19 protein-coding genes are annotated in these 25145 nt (G+C 45.3%); 9 read left to right on the forward strand and 10 right to left on the reverse strand.

The features are described 5' to 3' along the window. The first annotated feature begins 260 nt into the window (after positions 1-260). The 4 genes from DV872_RS14375 to DV872_RS14390 all read left to right on the forward strand — a co-directional run bounded on the left by DV872_RS14375 (position 261) and on the right by DV872_RS14390 (position 6011). A complete protein-coding gene (locus DV872_RS14375; RefSeq protein ID WP_114630647.1) occupies positions 261-3131 on the forward strand; it encodes a sensor histidine kinase in 2871 nt (956 codons plus the stop codon). A gap of 81 nt (positions 3132-3212) precedes the next feature. After that, positions 3213-4661 (forward strand): ATP-binding cassette domain-containing protein, encoded by a 1449-nt coding sequence (locus DV872_RS14380; RefSeq protein WP_114630648.1) that lies wholly within the window; start codon positions 3213-3215, stop codon positions 4659-4661. Further along, positions 4658-5437 carry an energy-coupling factor transporter transmembrane protein EcfT gene (locus tag DV872_RS14385; RefSeq protein ID WP_114630649.1) on the forward strand — a complete coding sequence of 260 codons (780 nt, stop codon included), beginning with the start codon at positions 4658-4660 and terminating at the stop codon, positions 5435-5437. The genes DV872_RS14380 and DV872_RS14385 overlap by 4 nt, the downstream gene beginning before the upstream one ends. A gap of 25 nt (positions 5438-5462) precedes the next feature. Continuing rightward, positions 5463-6011 carry an ECF transporter S component gene (locus DV872_RS14390; protein WP_114630650.1) on the forward strand — a complete coding sequence of 183 codons (549 nt, stop codon included), beginning with the start codon at positions 5463-5465 and terminating at the stop codon, positions 6009-6011. Between the two features lie 54 nt (positions 6012-6065). On the opposite strand, the gene DV872_RS14395 is transcribed toward DV872_RS14390, so the two are convergent. The 3 genes from DV872_RS14395 to DV872_RS14405 form a co-directional block, all read right to left on the reverse strand. Beyond that, positions 6066-8390, reverse strand: a complete 2325-nt coding sequence (locus DV872_RS14395; protein ID WP_114630651.1) for a family 65 glycosyl hydrolase domain-containing protein — start codon at positions 8388-8390, stop codon at positions 6066-6068. After that, positions 8390-9076, reverse strand: coding sequence for a beta-phosphoglucomutase (gene pgmB, locus DV872_RS14400; protein ID WP_114630652.1), 687 nt, complete (start codon positions 9074-9076; stop codon positions 8390-8392). The genes DV872_RS14395 and pgmB overlap by 1 nt, the downstream gene beginning before the upstream one ends. Before the next feature lie 113 nt (positions 9077-9189). Then, positions 9190-9540: a TraR/DksA C4-type zinc finger protein gene (locus DV872_RS14405; RefSeq protein ID WP_114630653.1), complete on the reverse strand. Its 351-nt coding sequence runs from the start codon at positions 9538-9540 to the stop codon at positions 9190-9192. 185 nt (positions 9541-9725) lie between these two features. Between DV872_RS14405 and DV872_RS14415 the strand changes: the two genes are divergently transcribed. After that, a complete protein-coding gene (locus DV872_RS14415; RefSeq protein ID WP_114630655.1) occupies positions 9726-11345 on the forward strand; it encodes an alpha-glucosidase in 1620 nt (539 codons plus the stop codon). Positions 11346-11469: 124 nt separating this feature from the next. On the opposite strand, the gene DV872_RS14420 is transcribed toward DV872_RS14415, so the two are convergent. Further along, positions 11470-12330: a flagellin gene (locus DV872_RS14420; protein ID WP_114630656.1), complete on the reverse strand. Its 861-nt coding sequence runs from the start codon at positions 12328-12330 to the stop codon at positions 11470-11472. Positions 12331-12579: 249 nt separating this feature from the next. Between DV872_RS14420 and DV872_RS14425 the strand changes: the two genes are divergently transcribed. Beyond that, positions 12580-13734, forward strand: coding sequence for a site-specific DNA-methyltransferase (locus DV872_RS14425; protein ID WP_114630657.1), 1155 nt, complete (start codon positions 12580-12582; stop codon positions 13732-13734). Between the two features lie 54 nt (positions 13735-13788). On the opposite strand, the gene DV872_RS14430 is transcribed toward DV872_RS14425, so the two are convergent. The 6 genes from DV872_RS14430 to DV872_RS14455 all read right to left on the reverse strand — a co-directional run bounded on the left by DV872_RS14430 (position 13789) and on the right by DV872_RS14455 (position 21618). After that, entirely contained in the window at positions 13789-15111 is a 1323-nt protein-coding gene (locus DV872_RS14430) for a DUF6259 domain-containing protein (protein ID WP_114630658.1), read from the reverse strand. Further along, a complete protein-coding gene (locus DV872_RS14435) occupies positions 15098-17116 on the reverse strand; it encodes an HD domain-containing protein (RefSeq protein WP_114630659.1) in 2019 nt (672 codons plus the stop codon). The genes DV872_RS14430 and DV872_RS14435 overlap by 14 nt, the downstream gene beginning before the upstream one ends. Further along, positions 17113-18201, reverse strand: a complete 1089-nt coding sequence (locus DV872_RS14440) for an ABC transporter ATP-binding protein (RefSeq protein WP_114630660.1) — start codon at positions 18199-18201, stop codon at positions 17113-17115. The genes DV872_RS14435 and DV872_RS14440 overlap by 4 nt, the downstream gene beginning before the upstream one ends. A gap of 79 nt (positions 18202-18280) precedes the next feature. After that, complete coding sequence (locus DV872_RS14445; RefSeq protein WP_199563485.1) at positions 18281-19378, reverse strand: carbohydrate ABC transporter permease; 1098 nt, start codon at positions 19376-19378, stop codon at positions 18281-18283. A 2-nt stretch (positions 19379-19380) separates the two neighbouring features. Beyond that, complete coding sequence (locus DV872_RS14450) at positions 19381-20301, reverse strand: carbohydrate ABC transporter permease (RefSeq protein ID WP_114630661.1); 921 nt, start codon at positions 20299-20301, stop codon at positions 19381-19383. Positions 20302-20379: 78 nt separating this feature from the next. Further along, positions 20380-21618 carry an ABC transporter substrate-binding protein gene (locus tag DV872_RS14455; protein ID WP_114630662.1) on the reverse strand — a complete coding sequence of 413 codons (1239 nt, stop codon included), beginning with the start codon at positions 21616-21618 and terminating at the stop codon, positions 20380-20382. Between the two features lie 155 nt (positions 21619-21773). Between DV872_RS14455 and DV872_RS14460 the strand changes: the two genes are divergently transcribed. From DV872_RS14460 to DV872_RS14470, 3 genes are all read left to right on the forward strand, one after another. Next, complete coding sequence (locus DV872_RS14460; RefSeq protein ID WP_147283177.1) at positions 21774-22895, forward strand: GntR family transcriptional regulator; 1122 nt, start codon at positions 21774-21776, stop codon at positions 22893-22895. 17 nt (positions 22896-22912) lie between these two features. Beyond that, entirely contained in the window at positions 22913-23800 is an 888-nt protein-coding gene (locus DV872_RS14465) for a phosphatase PAP2 family protein (RefSeq protein ID WP_114630664.1), read from the forward strand. 193 nt (positions 23801-23993) lie between these two features. After that, complete coding sequence (locus DV872_RS14470) at positions 23994-25142, forward strand: ABC transporter substrate-binding protein (protein WP_114630665.1); 1149 nt, start codon at positions 23994-23996, stop codon at positions 25140-25142. Positions 25143-25145 lie beyond the last annotated feature (3 nt).

A 25145-nucleotide genomic window follows, 5' to 3' on the forward strand; every position in this document is an offset into this window, starting at 1 on the left:
AATAATTATGGAAAATCAACTGTTTCTGGCAGAAGATTATATCAATAGGATATTGGATAAATTGATGGAATCTTTACCGGATTCTTTGAGAGGATTTATATGGCAAAATTAACTGCGAAAGTTGAGTTATAAAGAAAGACTCTGAAGGGCGACTCTGGTTTGTTCCTTCAGACGGCCGTCTTTATCTTCGTCATGAACTGACAGACAGATTCATTGATTCCGGACTTGATACAGATGCTCTGGATTCGCCAATTACCAATATGTTTACTGATGAAATAAATAAAACTCTTCTCCTTAGTACCAGGGAAGGTACTATCTATTCCTGGAATTACGGTGACAGTATTGTTCATAGAATTTCCATTTTTCAGAATGGAAATGTAAACTGTGTATTGTGGTATGCAGATGATCTTTATCTTGGTACCGATTCCGGTTGGGAAGTACTCGAAAATGGAGTAAAACATGTCCCGAAAGAGAAGCTTCCCCAGTGGTTGGGAGATACATCCCTGGCTGTTAAGGATGCTGTTCTTCAGGACTCAGTGATTTATGCAGCCAGAGGGAGTGGAGGCTTCAGTATCCATTATCCGGAACAAGGCAGATCCGATCTATATCCGGATATAGTAAGCAATACTATGGCCCTTGATTTTTCAGGTTCTGTGATTGCCGCCGGCGGCAGCAGTTACTGGCGCTTGACCCGGGATGGTACGGGTATAGAATTTCAGGAAAAAAAGCCTCCTTCTTCACTTTATATCAATACCATGACCCTCCTGCATACAGGACTGATAGCAATAGGTTCCAGGTCCACCGGATTATGGATGATTGATCCATATCTTCCCCGGGTGAATACCTGGAAACCATCAGAGAGTTCCTCTGTAAATAAGGATTTAACATTCAGCAGTGACTTTATGGCCTTTGCTGAGGACAGCAGGGGAATCCGCTGGCTTGCCAGTTTTGACGGAGGGATTATCCGCTGGGATAGGGATAAGGATCTTGTAAGCAGTTATACCGTGGGTCAGGGAAGGGTTCCCAGTGATAATTTCAAATTTCTTATGGTCGACAGCCATGATCAGATTTGGGCCGGGTCCTATGATATGGGATTATTTAGGTACAATGAATCTGAGGATCTCTTCGAATTCCCTTTTTCTGAAGAATATGAAAATGCAGAACTTATCAATACGGGCAAAATAAATCATATAATGGAACGGGAATCGGGGAACCTGATGATCAGTGGTGAAAATGGTCTGGTTGAGTATTCTCCCGAATTGAATAAGCTGACTGCTGTCAGCAGGCAGTTTGTTTCTGACGATCTTATGAAGACCTGCTGGACCACCCTGGAAGACCGGAATGGCAGTCTCTGGATAGGAACGGATAGGGGGATCTTTTTAATAGAAGATGACCGTCTTACTGATGTGGATAACAGGTTTGACAGAATATGGTTTCTTTCTCAGATAGATACAGGTGAAATTTTTGCAGCATCTCCTTCGGGACTGGAAATGATCACTCCTGAGGGAAGGTCGGTGAATATAGATGAGCTTGAGGAAGCTCTCTCAGATAAAAACGTTTATGGAGTCCTCCAGGATATGCAGGGACAGTTCTGGGTGACAACTAATGCCGGAGTTCTCCGCTGGGACAGAGAAAACAGTAAGATCCGTCATTTTTCAATTCAGGAAGGACTGCTCAGCCAGGAGTTCAATCTCTATTCAATGAGCCTTCTTGATTCGGGAAAGGTTGTTCTGGGTTGTATAGAGGGACTGAATATTATTGACCCTGAAACCCTTATACAGGATGAGAACCATCCCTGTGTCTTTATAGATCAGGTTCAGGTGTATGTTCACTCCCTGTCAATGGATACAACAGAATATGCATCGGATCTCCCTGCAGATCCTCTTGAACTGCAGCACTCCATTGTCCTTACGCCGGATGATCACCTGCTGAATATCGGCTTTCAGAGTATTGATCTCAGCAAAGGTTCACGAACCCGGATGTTTTATCGTCTGAAGGGGTTCAGTGATGAATGGATTGATGTGAGCCTTGAGCATAGAGTGAATTTTGTAAACCTTCCCCATGGAGAGTATGAGTTCAATCTAAAGGCAGTGAAAAATGATTCACTTGTTTCGGAAATACTGTCACTGCATATTGAAATTCAGCCTGCTTTTATTGAAACACCGGAATTTATACTGCTTATAGGGCTTGTTCTCCTGGTGGTCATAGCACTGGTTGTTCTTTATATTCTGAAGTTGAACGATGAAATAGTACATAGGCAGGACGCCGAAAATGACTTTGCTGTTCTGAATGCCAATCTTGAAGAACAGGTGGAAGAGAGAACCGAAGAGCTGAATAATGCTATTGAACATCTGAAGAAAACACAGGATCAGATTATTCATCAGGAAAAAATGTCTTCCCTGGGACTGCTTGTTGCCGGTGTCGCTCATGAAATCAATACCCCCCTGGGTGTCGCGGTACTGAGTAATTCCATCATCCGGCACAGGATCAAATTCCTTAATCAGAAATATGAGTCTAAGGATTTGACAGAAGAGGATCTAAGTGAATCTCTGGATGATCTGGCTGATGCTTCAGACAGGCTCTCCTACAATCTGGACAGATCCGTAGGCTTGATCAATAACTTTAAACAGGTGGCTGTTGAGAAGAACCAGCAGGATATCAATTCATTTGATCTTATTTCTTCTATCCGTTCTCTTGTAAACAGTCTATACAATGAGACTAAGAAAAACAGGGTTGAAGTTTTTCTAAAAGCTCCTGACCTTCTCCCCATGAGATCTTATCCCGGTGATATTGCTCAGGTTTTGACAAACCTGATTATGAACAGCCTGCATCATGCTTTTAAAAACAGTTCAGAGGAAAAACAGGCTGAAATTATCATTGAAATTGAACATGAAGAAGATTCGATCTACCTCCTTTTTCAGGATAACGGCTGCGGTATTCCCCCAGATATAGTGAAAAAGGTTTTTGATCCTTTCTTTACGACAAACAGGGAAGGAGGCGGAACGGGTCTTGGTCTCAATATTGTGTATAATATCGTTACCGAAAAACTGAGAGGTCAGATTGCTGTGAACAGCACAGTCGGGGAAGGTACAGTTTTTGCCTTGAACTTTCCCCGTGAACTTTCCCCGTGAACTGATAATTAAAGAGAAGGGTAGTGAATAAGCTTTACCGGAGTTCTATACAGAAACTGCCGGGCCGATTATAATGAGCCCATGGCAGCATCTGAGACTCTTCTGGAAATAAATGACTATAATTTTCGCTTTCCATCCTATCCCGGATTAGATAATAAAGCCCTCTTCAGCTCTTTAAACTTCAAATTGAGAAGAGGGGAATTCTGTATCGTTCTGGGCGCTCCCGAATCAGGGAAAACGACACTCAGCCGCTGTCTGACCGGAGTTTATCCGGGACTCACACAGGCGGAAGTCTCTGGAACTATCACCCTGGATGGTGAAAATCTTAGAAGCCGTTCAGCCTGTGACTGGATAGAATCGATCGGTATCGTCTTTCAGGATCCTGAAGAACAGATTCTCAGTACCCGCTGTGATGATGAGGCATCCATGACCCTGGAATCACTGGGGCGGGATCCTGCTGAGATCAGGAAGCAGCTGGAGATCTCATTTGAACATTTTTCAATAAATGGAAAGGAAGAAAGAGATCCCCTTTCCCTGTCGGGGGGAGAGAAAAAACGGCTTCTCCTCTCAGCACTTGAAATGCAGAATCCCGATTTATGGATTCTTGATGAGACAGTGGACGAACTGGATCGGGAAGGGCAGGTCTATCTTCTGGAATATCTTCTTGAGAAGGCTGAGGCAGAGAATAAAGGCATTATTTTATTTGCATCAAAATATCGGGAACTTTTTTCCGGTTCCCGGGCATCACTGGTACTTTTAAAGGACGGGAAGATTATAACTGAAGATTCCCGGCCAGAAAGTTTTATGACTCTTCTGGTTGAGGAGGGACTGATGTCAGGGCAGTCTGAGGCTATCCCTGATTTAGCTGCACCGGAAAAAGATCCTCTCATAGAGCTGAAGAATATACGTTTTGAATATCCCGGCAATATGGATTTTCATCTTGAAGTAGATGAATTTACTTTGTACAGGGGGGAAGCCCTGTTTCTATCGGGTCCCAACGGTTGCGGTAAGAGTACAATGGCCCATATTTTATGCGGTCTTATTGAACCGGATGCGGGGAAAGTTATTCTTAACGGAAAGACTGCCGGGAAGGATTCACTGAACCGCAGCTGTGCCTATCTGTTTCAGAATCCAGACTACCAGCTTTTTCTCCCCAGTGTGGAGGAGGAACTGGCCCTCGGATTAAAATACAGCGCTTTCAAGAGAATTGAAAAGAAGGCCCTTGTTGATGAGGCTATTGCTTTGTTTAATCTTCCATCGGGAGAAGCTGCTCCGGCACTACTCAGTTTCGGAGCCAGAAAACGTCTGCAGGGTGCAATCTATTACCTTCTGGAGAAAAATCTCTATATTCTGGATGAAGCCGACTCGGGTCTGAGTTTTTCTGACTATATATGTATTCTGCGGGAGCTGAAAAAGAAAGGAGCCGCTCTGATAGTTATCAGTCATGATCATAAGCTGCAGCAGCTGGAGACCCATAGGACTGTTAGAATGGAGAGAGGCCGAATACTGCCCGAGGGATCAGCAGAATGATTGATACCCTGTATAAAAAAGACAATACCCTGGTTCATCGTTTTGACTGCCGGATCAAGCTCTTTCTCCTTCCTCTGTTTCTGATCTACTTTTTTCTGCCCCTGCCTCTTGGTATTTACGGGGCCTTCACAGCTTTTTTTGTTCTTTTGATTATTACAATTTTGGGAATCAGAGATCTTTTTGTACCCCTGAAGATGATATTTCCCCTATTAATCATGATTTCTCTACTGACACCCCTGTTCCATAAGGAAGGCACTGAGCTTATACAGTTTGGATCCTTCACTTTTCTGACAACTGTGGGACTGGATGAAACACTCCGTTATATTGCCCGGTTCAGCGGTATCAGTCTCCTCTTTTTTGTCTTTTTCCGAAGCTCTGCCATGGATGATATACTTCTGGGTCTCAGCTGGTTCCGTCTCCCTTATACTCTGACCCTTGTCATCTCCATAGCCCTTCGTTATATTCCGCACCTTGCAGGTCTCTACGGACAGATCAGGGCCGCTCACGCTCTTCGCTGCAGTATCAATGATGTTGTACCCCGGCGCCGGGGGATAGGACGTATAAGGAACCTGTTTCCAGTGCTGGTCTCACTTGTTATTCAGAGTGTGAAGACCATACCTCTTTTGACCATGGCTCTTGAACTCAAGGGAATTGGGAGAAGCAATGTCCGTACGCAGAGTCGGATACTGGAAACTCCGGAACAAATAATCCTGCAGATTATTTGTTCAGTATTACTCCTTGTACTTATGATTAGTCCTCTGGTACTATTTCGCTAATCTAGAATATCAGGAGAATTTATTAATGAAAAATCAGACAGCTCAGTCAAAGCAGAACCTTGCTTTCCGTATTGCTGCAGTAGCGGTCCTCACGGCTCTGACGACAGTATGTACTATGATCATCCGGGTTCCTATTACTCCGACCAAGGGTTATATCAACCTGGCGGATGTGGCCATCTTTTTTACAGCTCTGACTTTCGGTCCGTTCACAGCACTTGCCGCCGGCGGTCTGGGAACAGCGCTGGCTGATATTATGGGCGGTTATGCGCAGTGGGCACCTATTACTTTTTTTGCTCATGGTGTTCAGGGATTGCTTATCGGTCTGATTTTCAGAGCCTCGGGAGTTGAGAACAGAGGAAGAATGATCCTCGCACTGGTTCTTTCATTTGTTGCGGGTACCCTGGTTATGGCGGGGACCTATTTTGTTACCGGCGGCCTGATGTACGGCTTTGGTGCAGCAGCCACCGAAATTCCCGGAAATATACTCCAGAATGTAGCCGGTATTGCAGTAGGATTCCCTCTCTACCTTGCAGTTAAGAAGGCCTATCCTCCCATCAGCGGCTACCGCTGGTAATTTTCAATCATACTCTGCCCCTTCTGTTAACAGGGGCAGAGTATGAAGCTGACTTTATTTAATCAGGTTTTCTCCTGCTTTCAATTCAATGGATTCAAAATTTTCGGCAGTTCCAAGCTTGAGTGAAATACTTTGGTTCCCCTGATTCTCCAGTTCAATCTTTCCATCAGATACGGATACCTGCATCTGAACACCCCGGTTCATCAGCTTAAAGCTGTATGCCTTCCACTCTTTCGGTCTGGAGGGATTCAGGAAGAGCTCACCCTTTCTGTGACGCAGACCTCCAAAACCCATTACTACTGACATCCATGTTCCGGCCATACTCGTAATATGACAGCCGTCTTCGGTATCGTTGTTATAGTCGTCCAGATCCAGCCGGGCTGTTCTCACATACATCTCATAGGCTTTCTCATCATATCCCAGTGAATCTGCCAAAATGGTGTGAACACAGGGACTCAGTGATGACTCATGAACCGTGAGGGGTTCGTAGAAATCAAAATTTCGTTTCAGGGTCTCTGTATCAAAATCATCTTCGAAGAAGAAAAATCCCTGTAGAACATCTGCCTGTTTGATATAACAGGAGCGGAGAATCCTATCCCAGGACCAGTTCTGGTTTAAAGGACGGACACTGTCGTCCAGTGAAGCCGCAGGCTTGATCTCCTTATCCAGATATCCGTCCTGTTGAAGATATATACCTTTTTCACTGTCTTCGGGCAGATACATCTGATCGGCTATTGATACAAAGTTTGTCAATTCCTCAGAACCCAGTTTCAGTGAAGCGGCGAGGGCTTTAAATTCGGCAGGCTTTTCATTTTCCAGCCCTGCTGCACATTCTGCTGTATAACGCAGACACCAGGCGGCAATATAGTTGGTGTACCAGTTGTTGTGTACATTATTTTCATATTCGTTGGGGCCTGTGACTCCCAGTATTACGTATTTATTTTTTGCTTCCGACCAGTTAACTCTCTGTGCCCAGAAACGGGCAATTCCCGTCAGTACTTCCATGCCCCCGGGGAGAAGATAATCCCTGTCCCCGGTGCAGTTGATATAGTCGTATATCCCGTAGGCAATGGCACCGTTTCTATGGATCTCTTCAAAAGTTATTTCCCATTCGTTATGACACTCCTCTCCGTTCATGGTTACCATGGGGTAGAGAGCAGCGCCGTCAGTGAATCCAAGTTTACCCGCATTTTCAATGGCTCTTTCCAGATGCTTATGCCTGTACACCAGAAGCTGTCTTGCAATTGATGAGTCATCGGTATTTAAAAAGAAGGGGAGGCAGTAGGCTTCGGTATCCCAGTAGGAGGCCCCACCGTACTTCTCGCCCGTAAATCCCTTGGGACCTATGTTGAGACGTTCATCTTTTCCTGTATAGGTTTGTTTGAGCTGGAAGATATTAAAGCGTATACCCTGCTGGGCAGCCACATCTCCCTCAATCGTAATATCACTCTTATTCCATATATGACTCCAGGCTTCTATCTGTTCTGCCTTGAGAGTGTCGAAACCTTTCTGCACGGCCTGAGCCAGAACTTCGGCTCCCCTGGGCAGCAGGTCTTCCGTTTTGTAATCTCTGTCTGTGAGGCTGGAGTTATATTTCTCAATCTGAACAGCTTCACCTGTTTTCAGTTCTGCTGTGAACTCCTGTGATACACGACCGGGAGCTTTAAGGGAGCCAAGTGTTTTCACAGGGCTCATGCTGTCTGAAATATCCAGATGATTTACAACTGTTGTAATCCGGCTGGCCAGTGTAAATGTTGTTTTTTTGGTTTCCAGCACTACCGCGGCAGAATCTGAATCAAGGATTTCTCCTCTGTGTTCCCAGAAGTATTCATCATAGTTGGCATCCTCGTTATGGACATTACCCTCAATAAAGCTGGAGATTTTCAGTTCTCCCTCACCTTCTGTCAGGCGCAGAATATAACGGTAGCTTCCCACTTCGGGTCTTGCCATAGATACAAATCGACTGCTTTCAATTTCTACAACCGTAGATAGATCCATACGGAGCCGGGCTTTTCTGTAGAGTATACCTGTCTTCATATCTATTTCTCTGTGAAAATCCTCAACAGTCCCTGCGGCCAGGTCAATCTCTTTTCCGTTCAATGCAAGCTTCAGACCTATCCAGTCAGGAGCATTCAGAACCTTGGCGAAGTATTCGGGATATCCGTTTTTCCACCAGCCCACTATTGTTTTATCAGGGTAGTACACTCCAGCCATATAGCTGCCGGGCAGGGTGTCACCGCTGTAGCCCTCTTCAAAATTGGCTCTCTGCCCCATGTGCCCGTTTCCAAGGCTGCAGAGGCTTTCAGATATTCTGTTATATTCGGGAATAAATCCCTCTTCAATGATTTTCCAGGGATCATGTTTGATATAATTTTTCATCAGGCTTCCTTGTTTTTTCCAGAATGCGCTTCAAGGCTGTCCTTAATCATTTGCCAGCTTATTCCGTTAAGGTCGGGGAACAGGGCATCTGCAGCACCCAGCTGATCTTTGTGTCCTATACCGACAGTAAGCATTCCTCCGGCAATTCCAGCCTCGATTCCTGCAGCCGCATCTTCAAACACGACACATTCTTCGGGTTTAAGATTCAAGTCGGAGGCTCCCAGAAGGAAGACTTCGGGGTTCGGTTTGGCCTGTGTGGTTCTGTTTCCGTCTACAACTGCATCCAGGTAGTCTTTCAGTCCCGTTTTTTCCAGAATAATGGGGGCATTCCTGCTGGCCGAACCCAGAGCCGTTTTTATACCGGCTTCCTGCAGCTCTTTCAGTAATTCAAGGACACCGGGCAGGATTCCCCGGGGTGACATATGGCTGATCATATCCACATAATTGGCATTTTTTCCTGCCATGGCTTCTTCTTTCTCTTTTTCAGTTAATGAAACGTTTCCAATGGTGAGGAGAATCTCCAGACAGGCCGCACGGGATACACCCTTTAGGCGTTCATTATCCTCTTCTGAGAAACTGAATCCCAGTGATTCGGCCAGCTTGCTCCATGCCTGATAATGATATTTAGCTGTATCTACCAGAACACCGTCCAGGTCAAACAAGACTCCCCTGATCTTTTGGTCCATTGTTTTCTCCAATTCTATTTGTAGTTTATGGTAACGTTTCCATTTTTATCTGTTTCATTTATAGCATTGCCGCGGCAGCAAGTCAATAAATTTATTATGGAGGGGGGAATATATTAGCGTTTTTGAGTTGATCTTTCCAGACAGGGAACACAGACAAGTGATTCTGGAACCGCTTCAAGCCTGCCGAAGGGCATCTCTTTCTGACAGCGGACACATATACCGTAAGTACCTTTTTCTATTCTGTCCAGAGCGTTGCTTAATCTGTCCAGGCGCTGCTTTACCTGGACGAGCATGGCTTCGTTGACGCTCTTTTCACCAATGGCTTCCATACGGGTAAGGCGCCCCAGGGCCACACTGGGTTCGATGGGCTGAGTTGCGTCCTCAAGATAGCTGTTACTCTCTTCCAGGTCAGAAATGGTTCTTTCAATAATATCTTTAAATTTACTCAGTTCATATCCTGTCATCTCCACAGGGTAGCATGAAATTTATCAGGAGTATATTGACTGTATCCGCTTTTAAAGTAATGAAGCTCATATGAATATATTTTTTATATCTGAGTTCTGCCCAATTGTAATTATCAGGGATTTTGCGATACTTTATTCTCTGCATTAAAAAATCTAATATTTGAATACCAATGGGGGAGGACATTATGTTCCATCACAAGCCGCTGGAAGAGCTGGTTGTCTACCAGATCTACACCCGCAGTTTTAAAGATAGCAATGGCGACGGAATCGGAGATCTGGCAGGTGTGACACAGAAGCTGGATTATCTGGCCGATCTGGGTGTTGATATGCTCTGGCTCAGTCCTTTCTGCTCATCTCCCAATGATGATATGGGCTACGATATTTCAGATTATCAGAACATTATGACCGAGATGGGAACCATGGAAGATCTTGATAATCTTCTGGAAGAGGCCCACAAGAGAAATATCGGTATCATGATGGATCTGGTGCTTAATCACAGCTCCGATGAACACTCCTGGTTTATTGAATCCAGAAGCAGTAAAGATAACCCCAAGCGGGACTGGTATATCTGGGCGGATAAACCCAATAACTGGGATTCCTATTTCTGCCCTGAAGCCTGGGAATACGATGAGGTCACAGGGCAGTACTATCTCCATATATTCGGAGTCAAACAGCCTGACCTGAACTGGCGGAATGAAGAGCTGAGAGCCGAAATCCACCGCATGGTGGACTGGTGGCTTGAGAAGGGAATCGACGGCATCCGTTTTGATGCCATTCATCTGATCGGCAAGCCTGAGGGGAATCCCGATTATGTACATGCTCCCGGAGAGAGTAAACGTTTCTGTCATTTCAGAAATCATGAACTGGGACATCACTATCTGCAGGAGATGCATGATAAGGTCATGAAAAAACATGATCCTGTCACTGTGGGCGAAACCGGAGGCTCCACCCCTGAGGGGGCCAGGCTCTATGTGGATAAAAAGCGCAACGAGTTTGATATGATCTTTCATCTGGGATTCCTTGAGGATGATGAGTTTGAGGATAATCCGGCTCAGAACTATAAAAAATTTTATGAGAAATGGTATAAGCAGCTCTCAATCGAGGGATGGGATGCAACATATCTGGGTAATCATGATCTGGCCCGTGCTGTCTCTGTTATCGGGGACGAGGAGAACTACTGGAGAGAATCGGCTACCTGTCTGGCAACCATGATCATGACCCAGTGGGGAACCCCCTACATCTATCAGGGAGATGAAATAGGTATGGTCAATGCCGGATTTACCTCTCTTGATCAGTTTCGTGATCCTCATACAACTATCCGCTATCATGCGGCAGAAGAAAAGGGTGACGATAGTGACGCCGTATTGAAGGAAATTATCAAGTGGGGCAGAGATAACAGCAGAACTCCCATGCAGTGGGATGCTTCTCCCAACGGCGGATTTTCCGATGCGGAGCCCTGGATTATGATGGCCCGGAACTGGGAACATATCAATGTGGCAGCCCAGGAGAATAAGAGGGGTACCATTTTCAATTATTACAAAAAAATGATTGCTCTACGGAAGAGTAATAAGAATCTGGCCTACGGAAAGATGGAGATGGTAAAGTCTGAACCAGCTGTCTTTGCCTATAACAGAATTCATGAGGGCAGGACCGTCCAGGTTGTGCTGAATCTCAGCTCATCTCCTTCAGCCCACAGAATAGATGATTTTAATGATGATCAGGTTCTGATCTCCAACTACCCATCACAGCGAAAGAATGTATCAGGATTGATGCTGCGGCCCTGGGAGGCTGTGGTTATTAGCTGATAAATTCTGACAGCTCTGACAGCGATTATAAATAAAAATACCCCGGAATCCCGGGGTATCTTTATTTTCCCTTCCGTCGGCACAGGCTACAAGCCCGCAGAGACGGAATAAGAAAAAGAATAGATTACTGCAGCAGCTGAAGAACTGACTGAGTTCTCTGGTTTGCCTGAGCCAGCATTGCGTTACTGGCCTGAGACAGAATCTGGTTTTTAGTGAAGTCAACAGTTTCTTTTGCCATGTCCAGGTCACGAATTCTTGATTCAGATGCCTGCATGTTTTCGGATGCTACATCAATACCCTTGATTGCCATTTCCATTCTATTCTGGTATGCACCAAGATCAGCTCTCTGTTTGTTCACAGTTTTCAGAGCACCGTCCAGAACTCCAATGTTTCTGTTGGACTGCTCGGGGGTAGAGATAGACATAATCTCACCTGTTCCGATCTGACGGAGACCTAGGGCCTCGGCAGTCATTGTTCCGATGAAAACCTGCTCACTCTGGTCCATGTTGGCACCGATGTGGAAGGTCATCTTCTGTGTAACTACATTATCGCCTGTATCAGCGGCAAAACGTCCTGTGAGCATGTTCATACCGTTGAACTGTGCGTGAGAGGCAACTCTGTCCAGTTCATCAACAAGCTGAGATACTTCCACCTGAATCTGCATTCTGTCTTCTGAGGAATAGATTCCGTTGGAAGACTGTACCGCAAGTTCACGGACTCTCTGAATGATATCTGTAGTTTCCTGCAGGTGTCCTTCGGTTGTCTGTATGAATGAAATACCGTCTGATGCATTCCTTGATGCCTGATTCAAACCGCGGATCTGTGATCGCATTTTCTCTGAAACAGCCAGTCCTGAAGCATCGTCTCCGGCTTTGTTGATTCGCAATCCTGACGAGAGTTTTCCCATATTGCTGGCTGAATTAGCTCCGGCAATACCAAGGTTTCTGTTTGCAGTCATCGCAGTAATGTTGTGATTAATAATCATAAATCCTCCATGAAGTTAGTACATTTTTCAGGCATCCTTGCCCGGCCAGTTTATTAGCTGACCTTATCTGTATCGGGGGTGGGTTCGCTTAAAATTTAATTATAATTTAAGCTCTCTGAATGGATGCCGATATATCGGCTTCCCTTGTATAGCTTTAAGTTATGAATAAAAAAAAAGTAATCATTTTTGCTTTTGAGCTTTCTGCCGATAGTCCTCGACAAAGGAAGGGGATCATTCTAAAATCATCCCATGACTGAGAGTCCCGATTTCTTTGATAAAAGCCCTGCAGAACTTAAAAAACTCTCGGAAGAACTGAATATTCCCCTTGATGAAATCAAGAGCTATTTTCGGGACCGGAAACTCCCATCGGGAGATCACCTTTCTCAACTTTCAGAGACCCTGGGGTACAACAGACAGCAGCTGAAACTGCTGTGGGGAGTCGTTGATGATGAGCTGCTCTCCTATCTTCAAAAGAATGTGAAGAGTATTCCGGAGATAGAAAAAAAGCCGAAAAAAGTAAAAAAACTCAATATCACCATGACAACGGAAATGGGGACACTCTATAGAAATGACTGCATGGATGTCCTGGCAGGTATTGAGGATAACTCATTGGATCTTATTTTTGCAGATCCTCCCTTTAATCTGAATAAGACTTACCCATCAGGGATGAACGACTTGATTAAAGAGGAAGAATATCTCCGATGGATGAACAGCTGGGTGGATGAACTGTGCCGTACTCTTAAATACGGAGGGGCTCTGTTTTTATGGAATCTTCCCCGCTGGAACAGTGAGATTACAAAAGGGCTTAACAGTAAACTCTATTTTAAACATTGGATCTCTGTAGATCTCAAATCCAGTCTGCCTATCAAGGGGCGGCTTTATCCCTCTCATTACTCACTTCTTTACTATACAAAGGGTAAGAAGGCCTCCTGTTTTGTTCCCGACCGTATACCAATGCAGATCTGTCCCAAATGTTATGGAGACCTGAAGGATTACGGTGGGTATAAGTCCAAGATGAATAGTAAGGGTGTGAATATTACTGATATCTGGACGGATATTCCCCCTGTCCGTCATGCCAAATACAAGAGAAGAAAAAATTCAAATGAGCTTTCAATCAAATTATTGGACAGGATTATTGAGATGGCTTCCAGACCGGGAGATCTTGTTTTTGATCCTTTCGGAGGATCGGGAGCCACCTATGTTGTGGCGGAGCTCAAGGGGAGACGCTGGATAGGCACTGATATCGGCCCTTCCAAAGAGATCATTGACCGCTTTAACATTATCCATACGGAGCGTCAGATTCTGGATGACTATAGAAATGATCTGAACTGCCTCTTTACCAAGCATGTTAAGGAGCAGAGGGTTAAACGGAAAATCTGGACCGACGACAGTTTTAAAGAATAGAATTCAAATGAAGAGATAGATGCTGCAGTCTCTGTCTCATTTTCAATTCAAAAATCAGAAGAGAGATGCAAATTTTACTATTCTTTTCATATAATCCGGACCGTAGAGTGGGAGTAATCCGCTCTTATCCATCAGATCCAGGCGGAAGCTGAATAAAGAAGGGTCAATGGTATCCCTTTTATCCATGGGAGTCAGGAGTGTTCCCTTAAAATTGCCACTATCTTTAAGAGCTTTCAGCAGGCTCAAGTCAGTCACTCCGAAGGGATTTCCTCCCCTGAGGATTCCACCTTCCAGGATCTCTAAATCCTTCCAGGTCATTTCAAAACAGTCCGCCGGATAGTAGTCCGATACTCCCTGTATCCATACTTTCATCCCCAGTTTCTGTATCCTGTGTATCAGATCAGCATATCCCTCTCCCCAGGGGCTCCCCGGAGTAACGGGAGCAGCACGGCCTGCAACCTGATCCAGCTGCAGGAGGTCTGCTCCGAGTTCATGCAGCATCAATGCCTGTGAGTACAGTTCATCCTGCCAGGCTGCGGAGGACGGGTCCATCACAAGGAAGGTTCTACCAAAGTACTCTTCCGTAAATTCCTTTCCTTCCGGGTCTTTGAGTATGCTCTCTTTGAGTCGCGGGTAGGTATCCCGACGTGATGCGTCAAGAAGCCTGGCATTCATGTAAAGGGATATCCTGAAGCCCATATCCTTTAATCTGGACAGTACACTCTTAAAGAGTTCTGATCCTCCAAGCATTTCTGAAGGGCTGTAATCCGGGTAGGCTCTGTCGTGACCGGCACCATAACCAAAGAGGTGGAGTATATGGGCTGTCTTTGTAATCGGGAAACTATTAATAATTTCCCGGCCCAGGGGGATAAGTGCCCTGAATCCCTCTTCCGCGGGTATAGCGCATTCCCCTTCAGGGCTTATCAGTCCCAGCTGGAACTGTTTTGGAATGGAATTCAAATCAGACTTTCCCTTATTCCCGGCGGCATCGGTCCAGTATGATCCGGACAGTTCTGTCACAACAAATTCTCCGATCGGTCCGGTGAACCTGAATCTCAGAATATCTGAACTGTCTGCAAATATTCTGATCTCCTCATGATAACCATTGCTTTCATTTATTTTTCTGATCAGTACCGAGGCATCTTCTGATTTCAGAATTATGGCTCTGGCAGATGCTGTAGCCGGCCATGAGAGGGAGAGTCCCCTCTCATTACAGCCGTTATCTGCAAGCACAGAGGAAACGGATTCCAGCATAAAGCCTTCACCTTCCCTGTTGGGCCATACGCAGTAGGCCCTGCCTCTGACTGTCAGTTCCTGACATGTATTATTTATCTCTATCGAATCTACAGTAAAGGAAGATGAATCAAAGATTCTCATAATGCTCCATGCTCTGTCTCATCAAGGCCCGAAGGTAATCATAGGAGTTATTCGAGCGGGCCAGATCAAAGTTTTTTTCCAGAATTTTTTCTGTGTCCCCTGAAAGAAGGCGGTCGATAATCTCCTGACAGGCTGAGCTTATACTCTCTTTTTTCAGTTTGTACAGTCCATTCTCCTGCCGTCTGGCATCATCACCCAATGATATGATTGAATAACCCTTGGGGCGGATATCGGAACGGAATACAGGGTACTCATGGACAATTACAGGTTTATGAGCAAACACTGCTTCGATAAATTGATTGCCCCAGCCTTCATAGATGCTCGGATAGGAGACCAGATCGGCATAGGGGTAGGTATCAAAAAGAGAGTAGATTCTCTTCTCCTCCTCCATCGTTCTCTGAACTGCAATTCTGGAACGCATGAAACGGTAGGGAGTATCCATTTCCTTCATCATGCCTTCAAGCTGCTGTCTATAGCCTTCTGCTTCCTGTTCGGCATAGCCTGCCAGAAGAAAGACAAAGCGGCAATCTTTGCCTGCTCTCTTACCGTTGTAGAGGGTTTTTCCCCGTATCTGATCCAGATAAAGAGTTTTGTTTAACTCTTTGATCAGGGGAGGAATAAGTTCTATTCCCTTTCTTCTGACTATTCTGGTGGCCTGGAGTATAAAAATATCATCCTCATTGAGATTGAAATCCTTCAGAAGGTGGGCGTTGTAATCATCTTTCTGCCACTGGTCAACAGAGAAGTCCAGGGTATCGGGGAAGATCATCGCGTCAATACCGCAGCGGTTCAGGAGATTCCGGGCAGCAAGAGAGTTGATCACAGCATGCTTCATCCCGGGGATAACGGGGGGGACATAGCGTTTCATAAAGGCCTTGATTAGAGGTCCCGAAACTTCTCTGAAGTCATCTCTTTCCCAATAGAAGTCATGATGGGTGGCCAATGAGGGAACCTTGTAATGTTTCAGACAGTTGTAGAACGCTCTGGCTGCTGCAATATGGCGTCCATGGGAAAATATGTTATGGAGGAGCACAAAGTCAGGCTCCAGCTCTTCAAACACCGATGAGAGCTCTTCTTCTATTTTATCCGAGAGTACAAGAAGATCCTTCTTCAGTTCCTCTTCAGTTTCATAGTCCTTCAGACCACCGAAGGCATTTCGGCTGATTTTTCTTGCCTCGGGAGTGTCAAAATCGAGATCCGGAATTGTATAGTCGGCGCCACTGCTTCCAGGACCTGCCAGCAGGCTGCATGTAAATCCCATCTCTTCCAGGATACTTTGACGTTTCTCAATTTCCAGGGATACACCATCTGTCCAGCCCACTCTGTAGTGACAGATCAGAACCTTGGGCTTTTTCTCTCTACCAGCTTCATGTACATTGTAGCCTTTTTTCAGGCGGGAGAGTCTCTGTACTGCCCAGTTCCGGGCAGCGGTGGTGTAGAAGGCATTCTCTTTCTGGAATTTATTTTCCAGATATCTGCCCCACACTGCAGCCGAGACCTTTCTGCGTCTCAGATCTGCTTCAAAACCCGTGTTTGTTACCATCCACAGGCTGTCCGCATCCCTGAGTATTCCGTCTTCCGGAGACATAAACTCCAGTCGTGTATCGTGACCTTCAATCAGCAGGCAGACCTTCTGAGTGAACTCGGCAGAATAACCTGCCTTTGTCAGAAGCCGGATTGCCAGCTCCGCACCCATTTTCTCATGGGCCAGCCTCAGTCTTCCGGCCTCAGAAAAACTCAGGTCTGAAGAGAATAGATTCGTTCTCTCTTCCTCGCTGAGCTGACTCCAGCCTATATCATGAAGCAGGGCGGCCGTAAGAACCAGCTCCCTGTCAATCTCATCATTTCCCAGTTCAAGGAGGGCCCAGGCCCATGTTGTAACAGTTTTAAAATGTCCCGCATCATCCCTTTTATCCTGATAGGGGAGGGCGAGATTAATCAATTTTTTCCAGGATTCATCAGGCAGAAAGGATTCAAGTTCCTCGGGGCTCTCATCTGGAATCATGAAATTCTTTGCTCACTGTCTTTATCAAAGAAGTGAAGATGTCTGTAATCCAGGTTAAAAGATACAGGATCTCCGGGTGAAAGCTTTTTATCAGAAGAGATAATGGTTTTGACAATTTTGTTGTCAATTTCCACGGCCAGTACCTGATGAGAGCCCTGTGGTTCTACTACCAGAACTTCCGCATTCAGTATTCCTTTTCCTGTTGTTGTGAGCTGGAAATCCTCCGGACGAATGCCCAGAATGAGTTCTTCCCGTCCATCTTTGGAGACTGCTGCAAACTCATCATCCTGCAGAGGGCAGATGAAATCGGGATGCTCCAGAATTTTTTTGTTCCCATCGTTCTTAAGTTTCACAGAAAAGAAGTTGGTAGGGGGAGTTCCGATAAATCCGGCAACGAAGGTATCTGCAGATCTGAAGTAAACATCTTCGGGGGTTCCCACCTGGATGATTTCCCCGTCTCTCATAATAACAATTCTATCGGCCATACTCATGGCTTCAGACTGGTCATGGGTTACAAAGACGCTGGTGGCTCCTGTCTTTTGATGAATGGCTTTCAATTCCGTTCTCATTACGACTCTGAGTTTGGCATCCAGGTTGGACAGGGGTTCGTCCATTAAAAAGAGTTTGGGTTTCACGGCCAGGGCCCGGGCCAGGGCCACACGCTGCTGTTGTCCTCCTGACATCTGTCCGGGAAAACGGTCCAGAAGCTGTTCTATTTTAACCATCTCCGCCACTTCGACCACAGTCTTTTTTACCACGTCTTTGGATAATCCCTTCAGCTTGAGAGAGAAGGCGATATTATCAAAGACCGACATATGAGGCCATATGGCATAATTCTGGAATACCATGGATATATGTCTGTCCCGGGGAGCCAGGTCTGTTATATCCTGACCGTCCAGAATAATAGTGCCCCGGGTGGTTTCCTCAAGGCCGGCGATCATTCTCATACAGGTGGTCTTCCCGCAGCCCGAGGGGCCCAGAAAGACAATGAATTCCTTGTCTTTTACTTCCAGGTCCATCTTTCTGACGCCCCAGACTTTTCGGTTATATCTTTTTGCTAAATCTTCTAATTGCAGTACAGCCATTTTATATTCCTTTTCTTTCTATTGTTATGAAGGATCTACCAGATCCTTCATATTTTTTCTGTACGAGGCCAAAGGTTCATTAAACTTTGACGCCCCCCCACATCTGGAGGATGAATTTCCGGATGAACAGGGTGAAAATAATGGCAGGCAGAGCCTGGGCCACGGAACCCGCAGCTATAAGATGAACCTTGTCACTGGCTCCCAGCAAGGAGCGGTAAACAATAACAGGTAATGTGGGATTGAACTGGGTCAGAATCAGTGCATTGATGACTTCATTCCAGGAATAGATGAAGGAGTACATGGCACAGGCCGCCAGTCCGGGAACGGCCAGGGGAAGGGTTACTCTGAAAAAAGCGCCTATCCGTGTGGTTCCGAAGATTTGAGCGGCCTCTTCCAGGGATTCGGGTATTCCCATAAAAATACTGGCCGTAATCCATATACTCAGGGATATCTGATTGATGGAATAGATCAGACTGAGTCCTGCGGGTTTATCGTAGAGTCCCATCTTACCCAATGTTATAACCATGGGCAGAGCAATGGCCACAGGAGGAAACATACGGACAAAAAGGACACTCAGTTTGAGAATATTCTTACCCTTGAACACATAGCGGGCAAAGGCATATCCTGCCATTCCTCCGATGCTCAGGCTTATCAGAATCGTAAAAAGGGCCGTCGTAATACTGGCCATCACCGAGTTCAAAGCCCCTGAATAAAGTTTGAAAAATCGTGTGTAGTTACTGAATAGTCCCTTCTTCAGGGTGAAATCCATTGAACCCTGACCATCGGTCTGATCCATAATCTGCAGTATTTTTTCCTGATCCAGGCTGCAGTTGGCATAGTTGCGGATAAAATTACTTAGTTTCCGTAACGACTTTGCATCTCTTGTTGTATATTCCGGACCGAAGGACATGTAGGCCTCTTCCGAATGGTTATAGATCAGCAATCCATAGGCCCTCTCTTCATTAACCTCCTCCAACAGATCAAGACGGAACTCCGTGTTCCGTAACGGCAGCAGAGGTTTCGGCCATTCTGAATAGCTTTCATAGTCGGACATCAGTGAAAATGTAAAAAGAAAAAACATCGGGAATATCAGCATCATGGCCACACCGGTCACTATTATGTACAGGGTGGTGGTTCTGACGGATCTGTACATGTTCTGTTTAAGTTTCTTTCCCATATTCAGACCCCTTTTCCGGCAGGTTCATCAAAGGCTCCCGATACTTTCAGGTAGATGAAGGATACTGACGAGACGATAAGGGACACGATGACCGACAGGGCCATACCCTTTCTGAAAAAATCTTCCGCACCGGCATACTGGTCCACATTGAGAACAATCTGTTCCAGGAGGACAGGCAGACGGTTGAATCCGAATAGCATGACGATGATAAGCCATATTTGAATTGCCGCGATGATTCTGAGGATCATCGCCGTTGTAATGGTCTGTTTCATGAGGGGAATGGTAATTTTCCGGAGGACCTGGAGCTTGTTGCCTCCGAATACATAACCGGCTTCAAAGAGTTCCGGTTTCAGTCCCTGCATACCGGATAGCAGGATCACCATCATAAAAGGAATAACCTGCCAGGCATCCACGATAATAATCAGTATCATTCGCTGTATTTGATTACCCGCAAGAAAGATAATCTTATCGGCAGCATCAATTATATTCAATCTTATTAGAAATGAGTTCAACCAGCCATAGGTGGCCAGGCCGCTCCTCCACATCGCACCGACTGCAACGGCCGGAAGGGCCATTGGGATGAGGGCCAGAAAGAGAAAGAATCCGGAGCCCTTGAATTTCATATTGATCAGAAGGGCCAGGCCGAAGGCCAGAACGAATTCCAGGGTGACTGAGATCAGCACAATAAAGGTTGTATTAAACAGAGCCTGGTAAAATATAGGGTCTTTGAACAGACTCATATAGTTGTTAAGAGTAAACTGACCTCCCTTTGCCAGGGGGGCGGACAGAAAACTGCCGCTGATGGCCTGAATGACAGGAAACAACCAGAATATGGCATAATATATGACTACAGGTGCAATGAGAAGGTAAGGAACCATCTGTTTCTTCCTTTCTCTTCCGATCGTCCATCGAGTTTGGGACATGGGAACCTCCGGATTTAGCTTTGGAATGGACATAAGACACAGCTACCGGAGCAGCCGTGTCTTATGATAAGGGCGGTTTTATTTTTTCAGGGCGTTGATCTTAGCCTGGGCTTCGTCCAGGTAAGCTTTATCTATGGCACCTCTATTCAGTATCAATTCCTGGAAAGCGTCATCATAGACCTGTTTTACAGCACCCCAGGAAGTATAATCTCCACCGGGTACACCGGATACAACACCATTTTTCATGACATTGATTCCCTTGCCGATGATTTCATCTTCCAGAGAGTCTCCCAGTTTGGCAATGGCTTCGTCGATGGGAGGAATAAATCCACCTGTTCCACGTGCTATACGTACGGCCATTTCGGGCTCTGTCATATACTCAATAAACTTAACAGCCAGCTCTTCATTGGGAGCTCCATTTACAACTCCAAATCCACTTGTTCCGGCAATAGAGCCGATTCCTTCGGGACCTTTGGGGGCGGGGCCCAGTACATAACCCGAGGGGTTGGATTTATAGGCTTCTCCACAGCGTACCATGTGGGCAACAGTCAGCCAGGCTTCCCCGGTTTTCATTGGAGAGGATACGTTGTCATAAGTATTTACAGTGGGGGTATATGCATCTTTCATCTTGGCAAGAACTTCCCATCCCCTGATGGCTCCGGGAGAGTTGATTACAGGGAATTCTCCACCGTAGGAGAGGAACATGCCGCCGTACATATAAATCAGAGATTTCATGGGAACACCGGTTACTGCGGCTTTACCTTCACCTTCGCCTTCAGCGATGGCTACGGCCCAGTCTACATATTCTTCCCAGCTCAGATCCTGAACATCGGCTCCGGCAGGAAGGTAGGGGAGTGCTTTTTTATTGGCAAGCATCAGGTAGACATCTCCACCAACTGGTGCAAAATAAGTTTTTCCACCCATGGAAATGCTCTCTTTAAATGCCTTGGAAAAAGTTCTGTCTTTCCAGTCATCTACAGGAAGGGGAACTACGTAGTCGTTGTTCATCCATTCGGACATTCTTCCGGCATGGGCTATGACTACATCAGTATTAACTCGGCCTGATTCTTTCTGGAAAGCGGCTCTCTTAAGCAGGGGATCATCTTCCATGATTTCAAACATAACGATACAGTCGTTAGCTTCTTCAAATTCAGGAAAGATCTCATCAATCAGAAACTGCTGCTCACCAGGCTGTGAGTAAAGACGTGAAGAAACAATCAGTTTTGTAGGTGCCGATTCATCAGTCTGGCCGCCGGCAAAAAGTCCGGTTGTCAGCAACAGGGAAATTAGAACAAGGGCTAATCCTATTCTTTTCATTAAAAAACCTCCATTGATTTTACAAGTAACTTAGTATACAATAGTCCGCAGAACATGACATGTCAAGTTAATTATTAAATGGTTAAAAACCTTTCCTGATATATTATGTTGTGTTATGCTTACTGTACTTGACAGTATTTACCAGGGAAAATAGATTGCTGTACATAACTGAGGAGATAACTGCATTGATTCCCCTATACCAGATTATAATCAACACAATCCAGGAACGTATCCAGACGGGTGAGTTCCGCAAGGATGATAAGCTGCCTTCAGAGGCTCAGTTAATGGAGGAATTCAATACTTCCCGTATTACTGTTACCAGGGCATTGAAAGAGCTGGAACATCGTGGGGTCATCTATCGCCTCAAGGGGAAGGGGTCTTTTGTAAAAGGTTCCGGGAAAAAGAAATACAGCGATTCAAAAATTATTTCACTTGTTCTTCCTCATAAGGAGGATTTTTTCTCCGGAGGCCAGCAGTATGCCCGCCAGATCAGTCAGAGCTGCCGTGAGAGGGGCTATCTCTGCAGTCTCCATTATTCGGATCAGTCAACTACAAAAGAGCGGCAGATTCTCGATGAAATTGCCTCTCATGATGTGTCGGGAGCCATTATTTATCCTATCAGCAACAGAAACATCGCCTCCCTCAGCCGCATGAAAATTGAGGGATTCCCTATGGTCCTTTTAGATAGAAAACTTGAGGAACTCTCACTGCCTGTAGTCACATCAGACAATTTTACGGGTGCCTTTGAAGCAGTCTCCTACCTCACTGCCAATGGACACAAACGTATTGGATTTGTGGGAGCTGAAGGGACAGATGTCGTTCAACTCCGGTACAAGGGGTACTGTCATGCCCTGATGGAGAACGGTATCCCCCTGGACAGGGATCTGCTGATCACCTCTTTTTCAGGGAGAGATGAGGATGAAAGGGAAGTTCTGGATGAGCAGGAATCAATGGTTCTTTTAAAGGATTTATTAAAAAGAGATGTGAGTGCACTGTTTTGTGTAAATGATTTAATCGCCTATAGATTTATGAATGCCGCCCGTGAACTGCAGATTCCCATTCCCGAAAGGCTTTCTCTTGTGGGCTTTGATAACCTGAGGTATTTTAATGATACGATGGTTGAACTGACAACCGTCGCCCAGGATTTTGAAACCATCGCCCGCTCTTCTGTATCTATACTTATTGAGAAAATTGAGAGCCGGAAAGAACTTCGGATTGACGATTTGATTATTCCCACAACTTTTCTTAAAGGAAATACTGTCTTTTCTTTTACATAATGCAGTAAAATAAGTCTATGCAGACTTCAATACTTCAGTACTTTCAGAATATTGCCACTCCTTTCCTGGATCATGCGGCGGAATACGCAACAATGCTGGGTGAAGAAGGGGTCTATATTCTCATTATCGCAGTTTTTTACTGGGCTGTTTCCAAGAAGAAGGGATTTATCATGGCATCCACCCTTCTTATTTCTCTATTCCTCAATACTTTTCTTAAACTGATATTTCATACACCCCGTCCCTTTGAGGCAATCCCCGACTTACAGGGAAAGCGTCTTGAAACAGCGACGGGATATTCATTTCCCAGCGGACATACCCAGGGGGCATCCAGTTTTTATGCAACCCTCATATACCTGTTTAAAAACAGGATTCTCAGAATCCTATGTGTCCTGGCAATTCTTTTTGTAGGAATTTCAAGGTTATACCTGGGGGTTCACTGGCCTGTGGATGTCCTGGGAGGATGGATTTTCGGGATCGGTACCGCCTGGTATATTGCTTCAAGAATTAATACTCTATGGGAGAATCCTGAAGGACTGAAACGTTTTCTTTATATCTTTATGCTGTTCGCCGCAGTAATCACCATTGTTATGATTGCTCTTGAGTTCATCAGCTTTAAAGGAAGCGTTAAGATTGATGATTTTTTTAAGGGTTCCGGTATGGTTCTGGGCTGTTTTTGTGGATTCCTGCTGGAGACGAGTCATATGGGCTTTGATCCTGCTTCCGGCGGCAGGGCTAAGAAAGCTCTGAGAGTTCTCTTAGGACTTCTGGGAGTCCTGATACTGCAGAACGGCCTCAAGCTGATACTTCCTGATTACTTTTTAAGTCACTTCTTTCGCTATGGAGTAATGGGATTCTGGATTACATACCTTTTTCCTATGCTGGGCATCAGGCTCAGACTCTTTTAAATTCCCCTTATAGCAAAAAACAAAGGGCAATTCATTTTTTTCTTGACCAAAATATGATTGACGTTTAATGTAGTGCTGACTAATTAGTCGGAAAACAGACTGATTAGTCGGAAAATAGACCAAATAGTCGGTTTATGTCATGTTTTGGCCATTCGGCCTTTGATTTAGAAACATCAAAAATAGGGAGAAATAAATGAAAAAGATTCTGGCAGTCCTTCTTGTCGTAGGGCTTATTACAGGTTCTGCTTTTGCCATGGGACAAAGCGATGAGGGCAGTATTAAGATTGGAGCCATTCTGGCTGTAACCGGAGGGGCCTCTTTTCTGGGTGCTCCAGAGGCAAGAACCATGGAAATGGTTGTGGAAGATCTCAATGCCGCAGGCGGAATTAACGGAAAGATGATTGAGCTGATTATTAAAGACTCTGCCGCCAATCCCGAAAAGGCCATATCCTTTGCCAAACAGCTTATCGAAGAAGATCAGGTTATTGCAATTGTAGGACCCTCAACAAGCGGTGAAACCATGCAGATTAAAGATCTCTGTGAATCCTATAAGGTTCCCCTGGTTTCCTGTGCCGCAGCTGAGGCTATTGTTAATCCTCAAGCTGCATATGTCTTTAAAACACCTCAGAAAGACAGCTATGTGGCAAAATGGATCTACACAACCATGAAAGATATGGAAATTGAAAAGATTGGTGTTATTGCTGCCAATACAGGTTTTGGAAATGCCGGAAAGGGGCAGCTTGAGAAATATGCCTCTGAAATGGGAATCGAAATTGTAATCTCGGAAACATATGATAAAGCAGCAACTGACCTGACCGCTCTTCTTACAAAAGTTAATGCCCAGGGTGTGGATGCCGTTGTAAACTGGTCTATCGTACCTGCTCAGTCAATTGTTCCTAAAAACATGAAACAGCTCGGTATGGATGTTCCGCTTTTTCAGAGCCATGGTTTCGGTAATATCAAGTATGTTGAAGCCGCAGGTGAGGCTGCCGAAGGTATCATTTTCCCCGCTGGACGACTGCTTGTTGCAGATAAGCTGCCTGAAGATCATCCTCAGAAAGCCAATCTTGTAGCCTATAAAGATGCATACGAAGCCAAATATAATGAAGTTGTCAGTACATTCGGCGGCCACGGTTATGATGCGATCATGCTTGTCATCGAAGCGCTCAAAAATAGCACTACACTGGATCGGGAAGGAGTCAGAGACTCTCTGGAATCAATTTCCGGATTTCCAGGTACAGGGGGAATCTTCAACTTTACTGCAGATGACCACAATGGTCTGGGGATGGAATCTCTGGAAATGCTGACTGTCATAGATGGTCAGTTTGACTTCTACAAGTAATTA

Source organism: Oceanispirochaeta sp. M1 (genome assembly GCF_003346715.1).
Classification (GTDB): domain Bacteria; phylum Spirochaetota; class Spirochaetia; order DSM-2461; family DSM-2461; genus Oceanispirochaeta.

Bases quoted from the DNA above. Each gene is read 5' to 3' on its own strand.
- DV872_RS14375 (WP_114630647.1), top strand. From the start codon at position 261: ATGTTTACTGATGAAATAAATAAAACTCTTCTCCTTAGTACCAGGGAA.
- DV872_RS14380 (WP_114630648.1), top strand. From the start codon at position 3,213: ATGGCAGCATCTGAGACTCTTCTGGAAATAAATGACTATAATTTTCGC.
- DV872_RS14385 (WP_114630649.1), top strand. From the start codon at position 4,658: ATGATTGATACCCTGTATAAAAAAGACAATACCCTGGTTCATCGTTTT.
- DV872_RS14390 (WP_114630650.1), top strand. From the start codon at position 5,463: ATGAAAAATCAGACAGCTCAGTCAAAGCAGAACCTTGCTTTCCGTATT.
- DV872_RS14395 (WP_114630651.1), bottom strand. From the start codon at position 8,390: ATGAAAAATTATATCAAACATGATCCCTGGAAAATCATTGAAGAGGGA.
- pgmB (WP_114630652.1), bottom strand. From the start codon at position 9,076: ATGGACCAAAAGATCAGGGGAGTCTTGTTTGACCTGGACGGTGTTCTG.
- DV872_RS14405 (WP_114630653.1), bottom strand. From the start codon at position 9,540: ATGACAGGATATGAACTGAGTAAATTTAAAGATATTATTGAAAGAACC.
- DV872_RS14415 (WP_114630655.1), top strand. From the start codon at position 9,726: ATGTTCCATCACAAGCCGCTGGAAGAGCTGGTTGTCTACCAGATCTAC.
- DV872_RS14420 (WP_114630656.1), bottom strand. From the start codon at position 12,330: ATGATTATTAATCACAACATTACTGCGATGACTGCAAACAGAAACCTT.
- DV872_RS14425 (WP_114630657.1), top strand. From the start codon at position 12,580: ATGACTGAGAGTCCCGATTTCTTTGATAAAAGCCCTGCAGAACTTAAA.
- DV872_RS14430 (WP_114630658.1), bottom strand. From the start codon at position 15,111: ATGAGAATCTTTGATTCATCTTCCTTTACTGTAGATTCGATAGAGATA.
- DV872_RS14435 (WP_114630659.1), bottom strand. From the start codon at position 17,116: ATGATTCCAGATGAGAGCCCCGAGGAACTTGAATCCTTTCTGCCTGAT.
- DV872_RS14440 (WP_114630660.1), bottom strand. From the start codon at position 18,201: ATGGCTGTACTGCAATTAGAAGATTTAGCAAAAAGATATAACCGAAAA.
- DV872_RS14445 (WP_199563485.1), bottom strand. From the start codon at position 19,378: ATGGGAAAGAAACTTAAACAGAACATGTACAGATCCGTCAGAACCACC.
- DV872_RS14450 (WP_114630661.1), bottom strand. From the start codon at position 20,301: ATGTCCCAAACTCGATGGACGATCGGAAGAGAAAGGAAGAAACAGATG.
- DV872_RS14455 (WP_114630662.1), bottom strand. From the start codon at position 21,618: ATGAAAAGAATAGGATTAGCCCTTGTTCTAATTTCCCTGTTGCTGACA.
- DV872_RS14465 (WP_114630664.1), top strand. From the start codon at position 22,913: ATGCAGACTTCAATACTTCAGTACTTTCAGAATATTGCCACTCCTTTC.
- DV872_RS14470 (WP_114630665.1), top strand. From the start codon at position 23,994: ATGAAAAAGATTCTGGCAGTCCTTCTTGTCGTAGGGCTTATTACAGGT.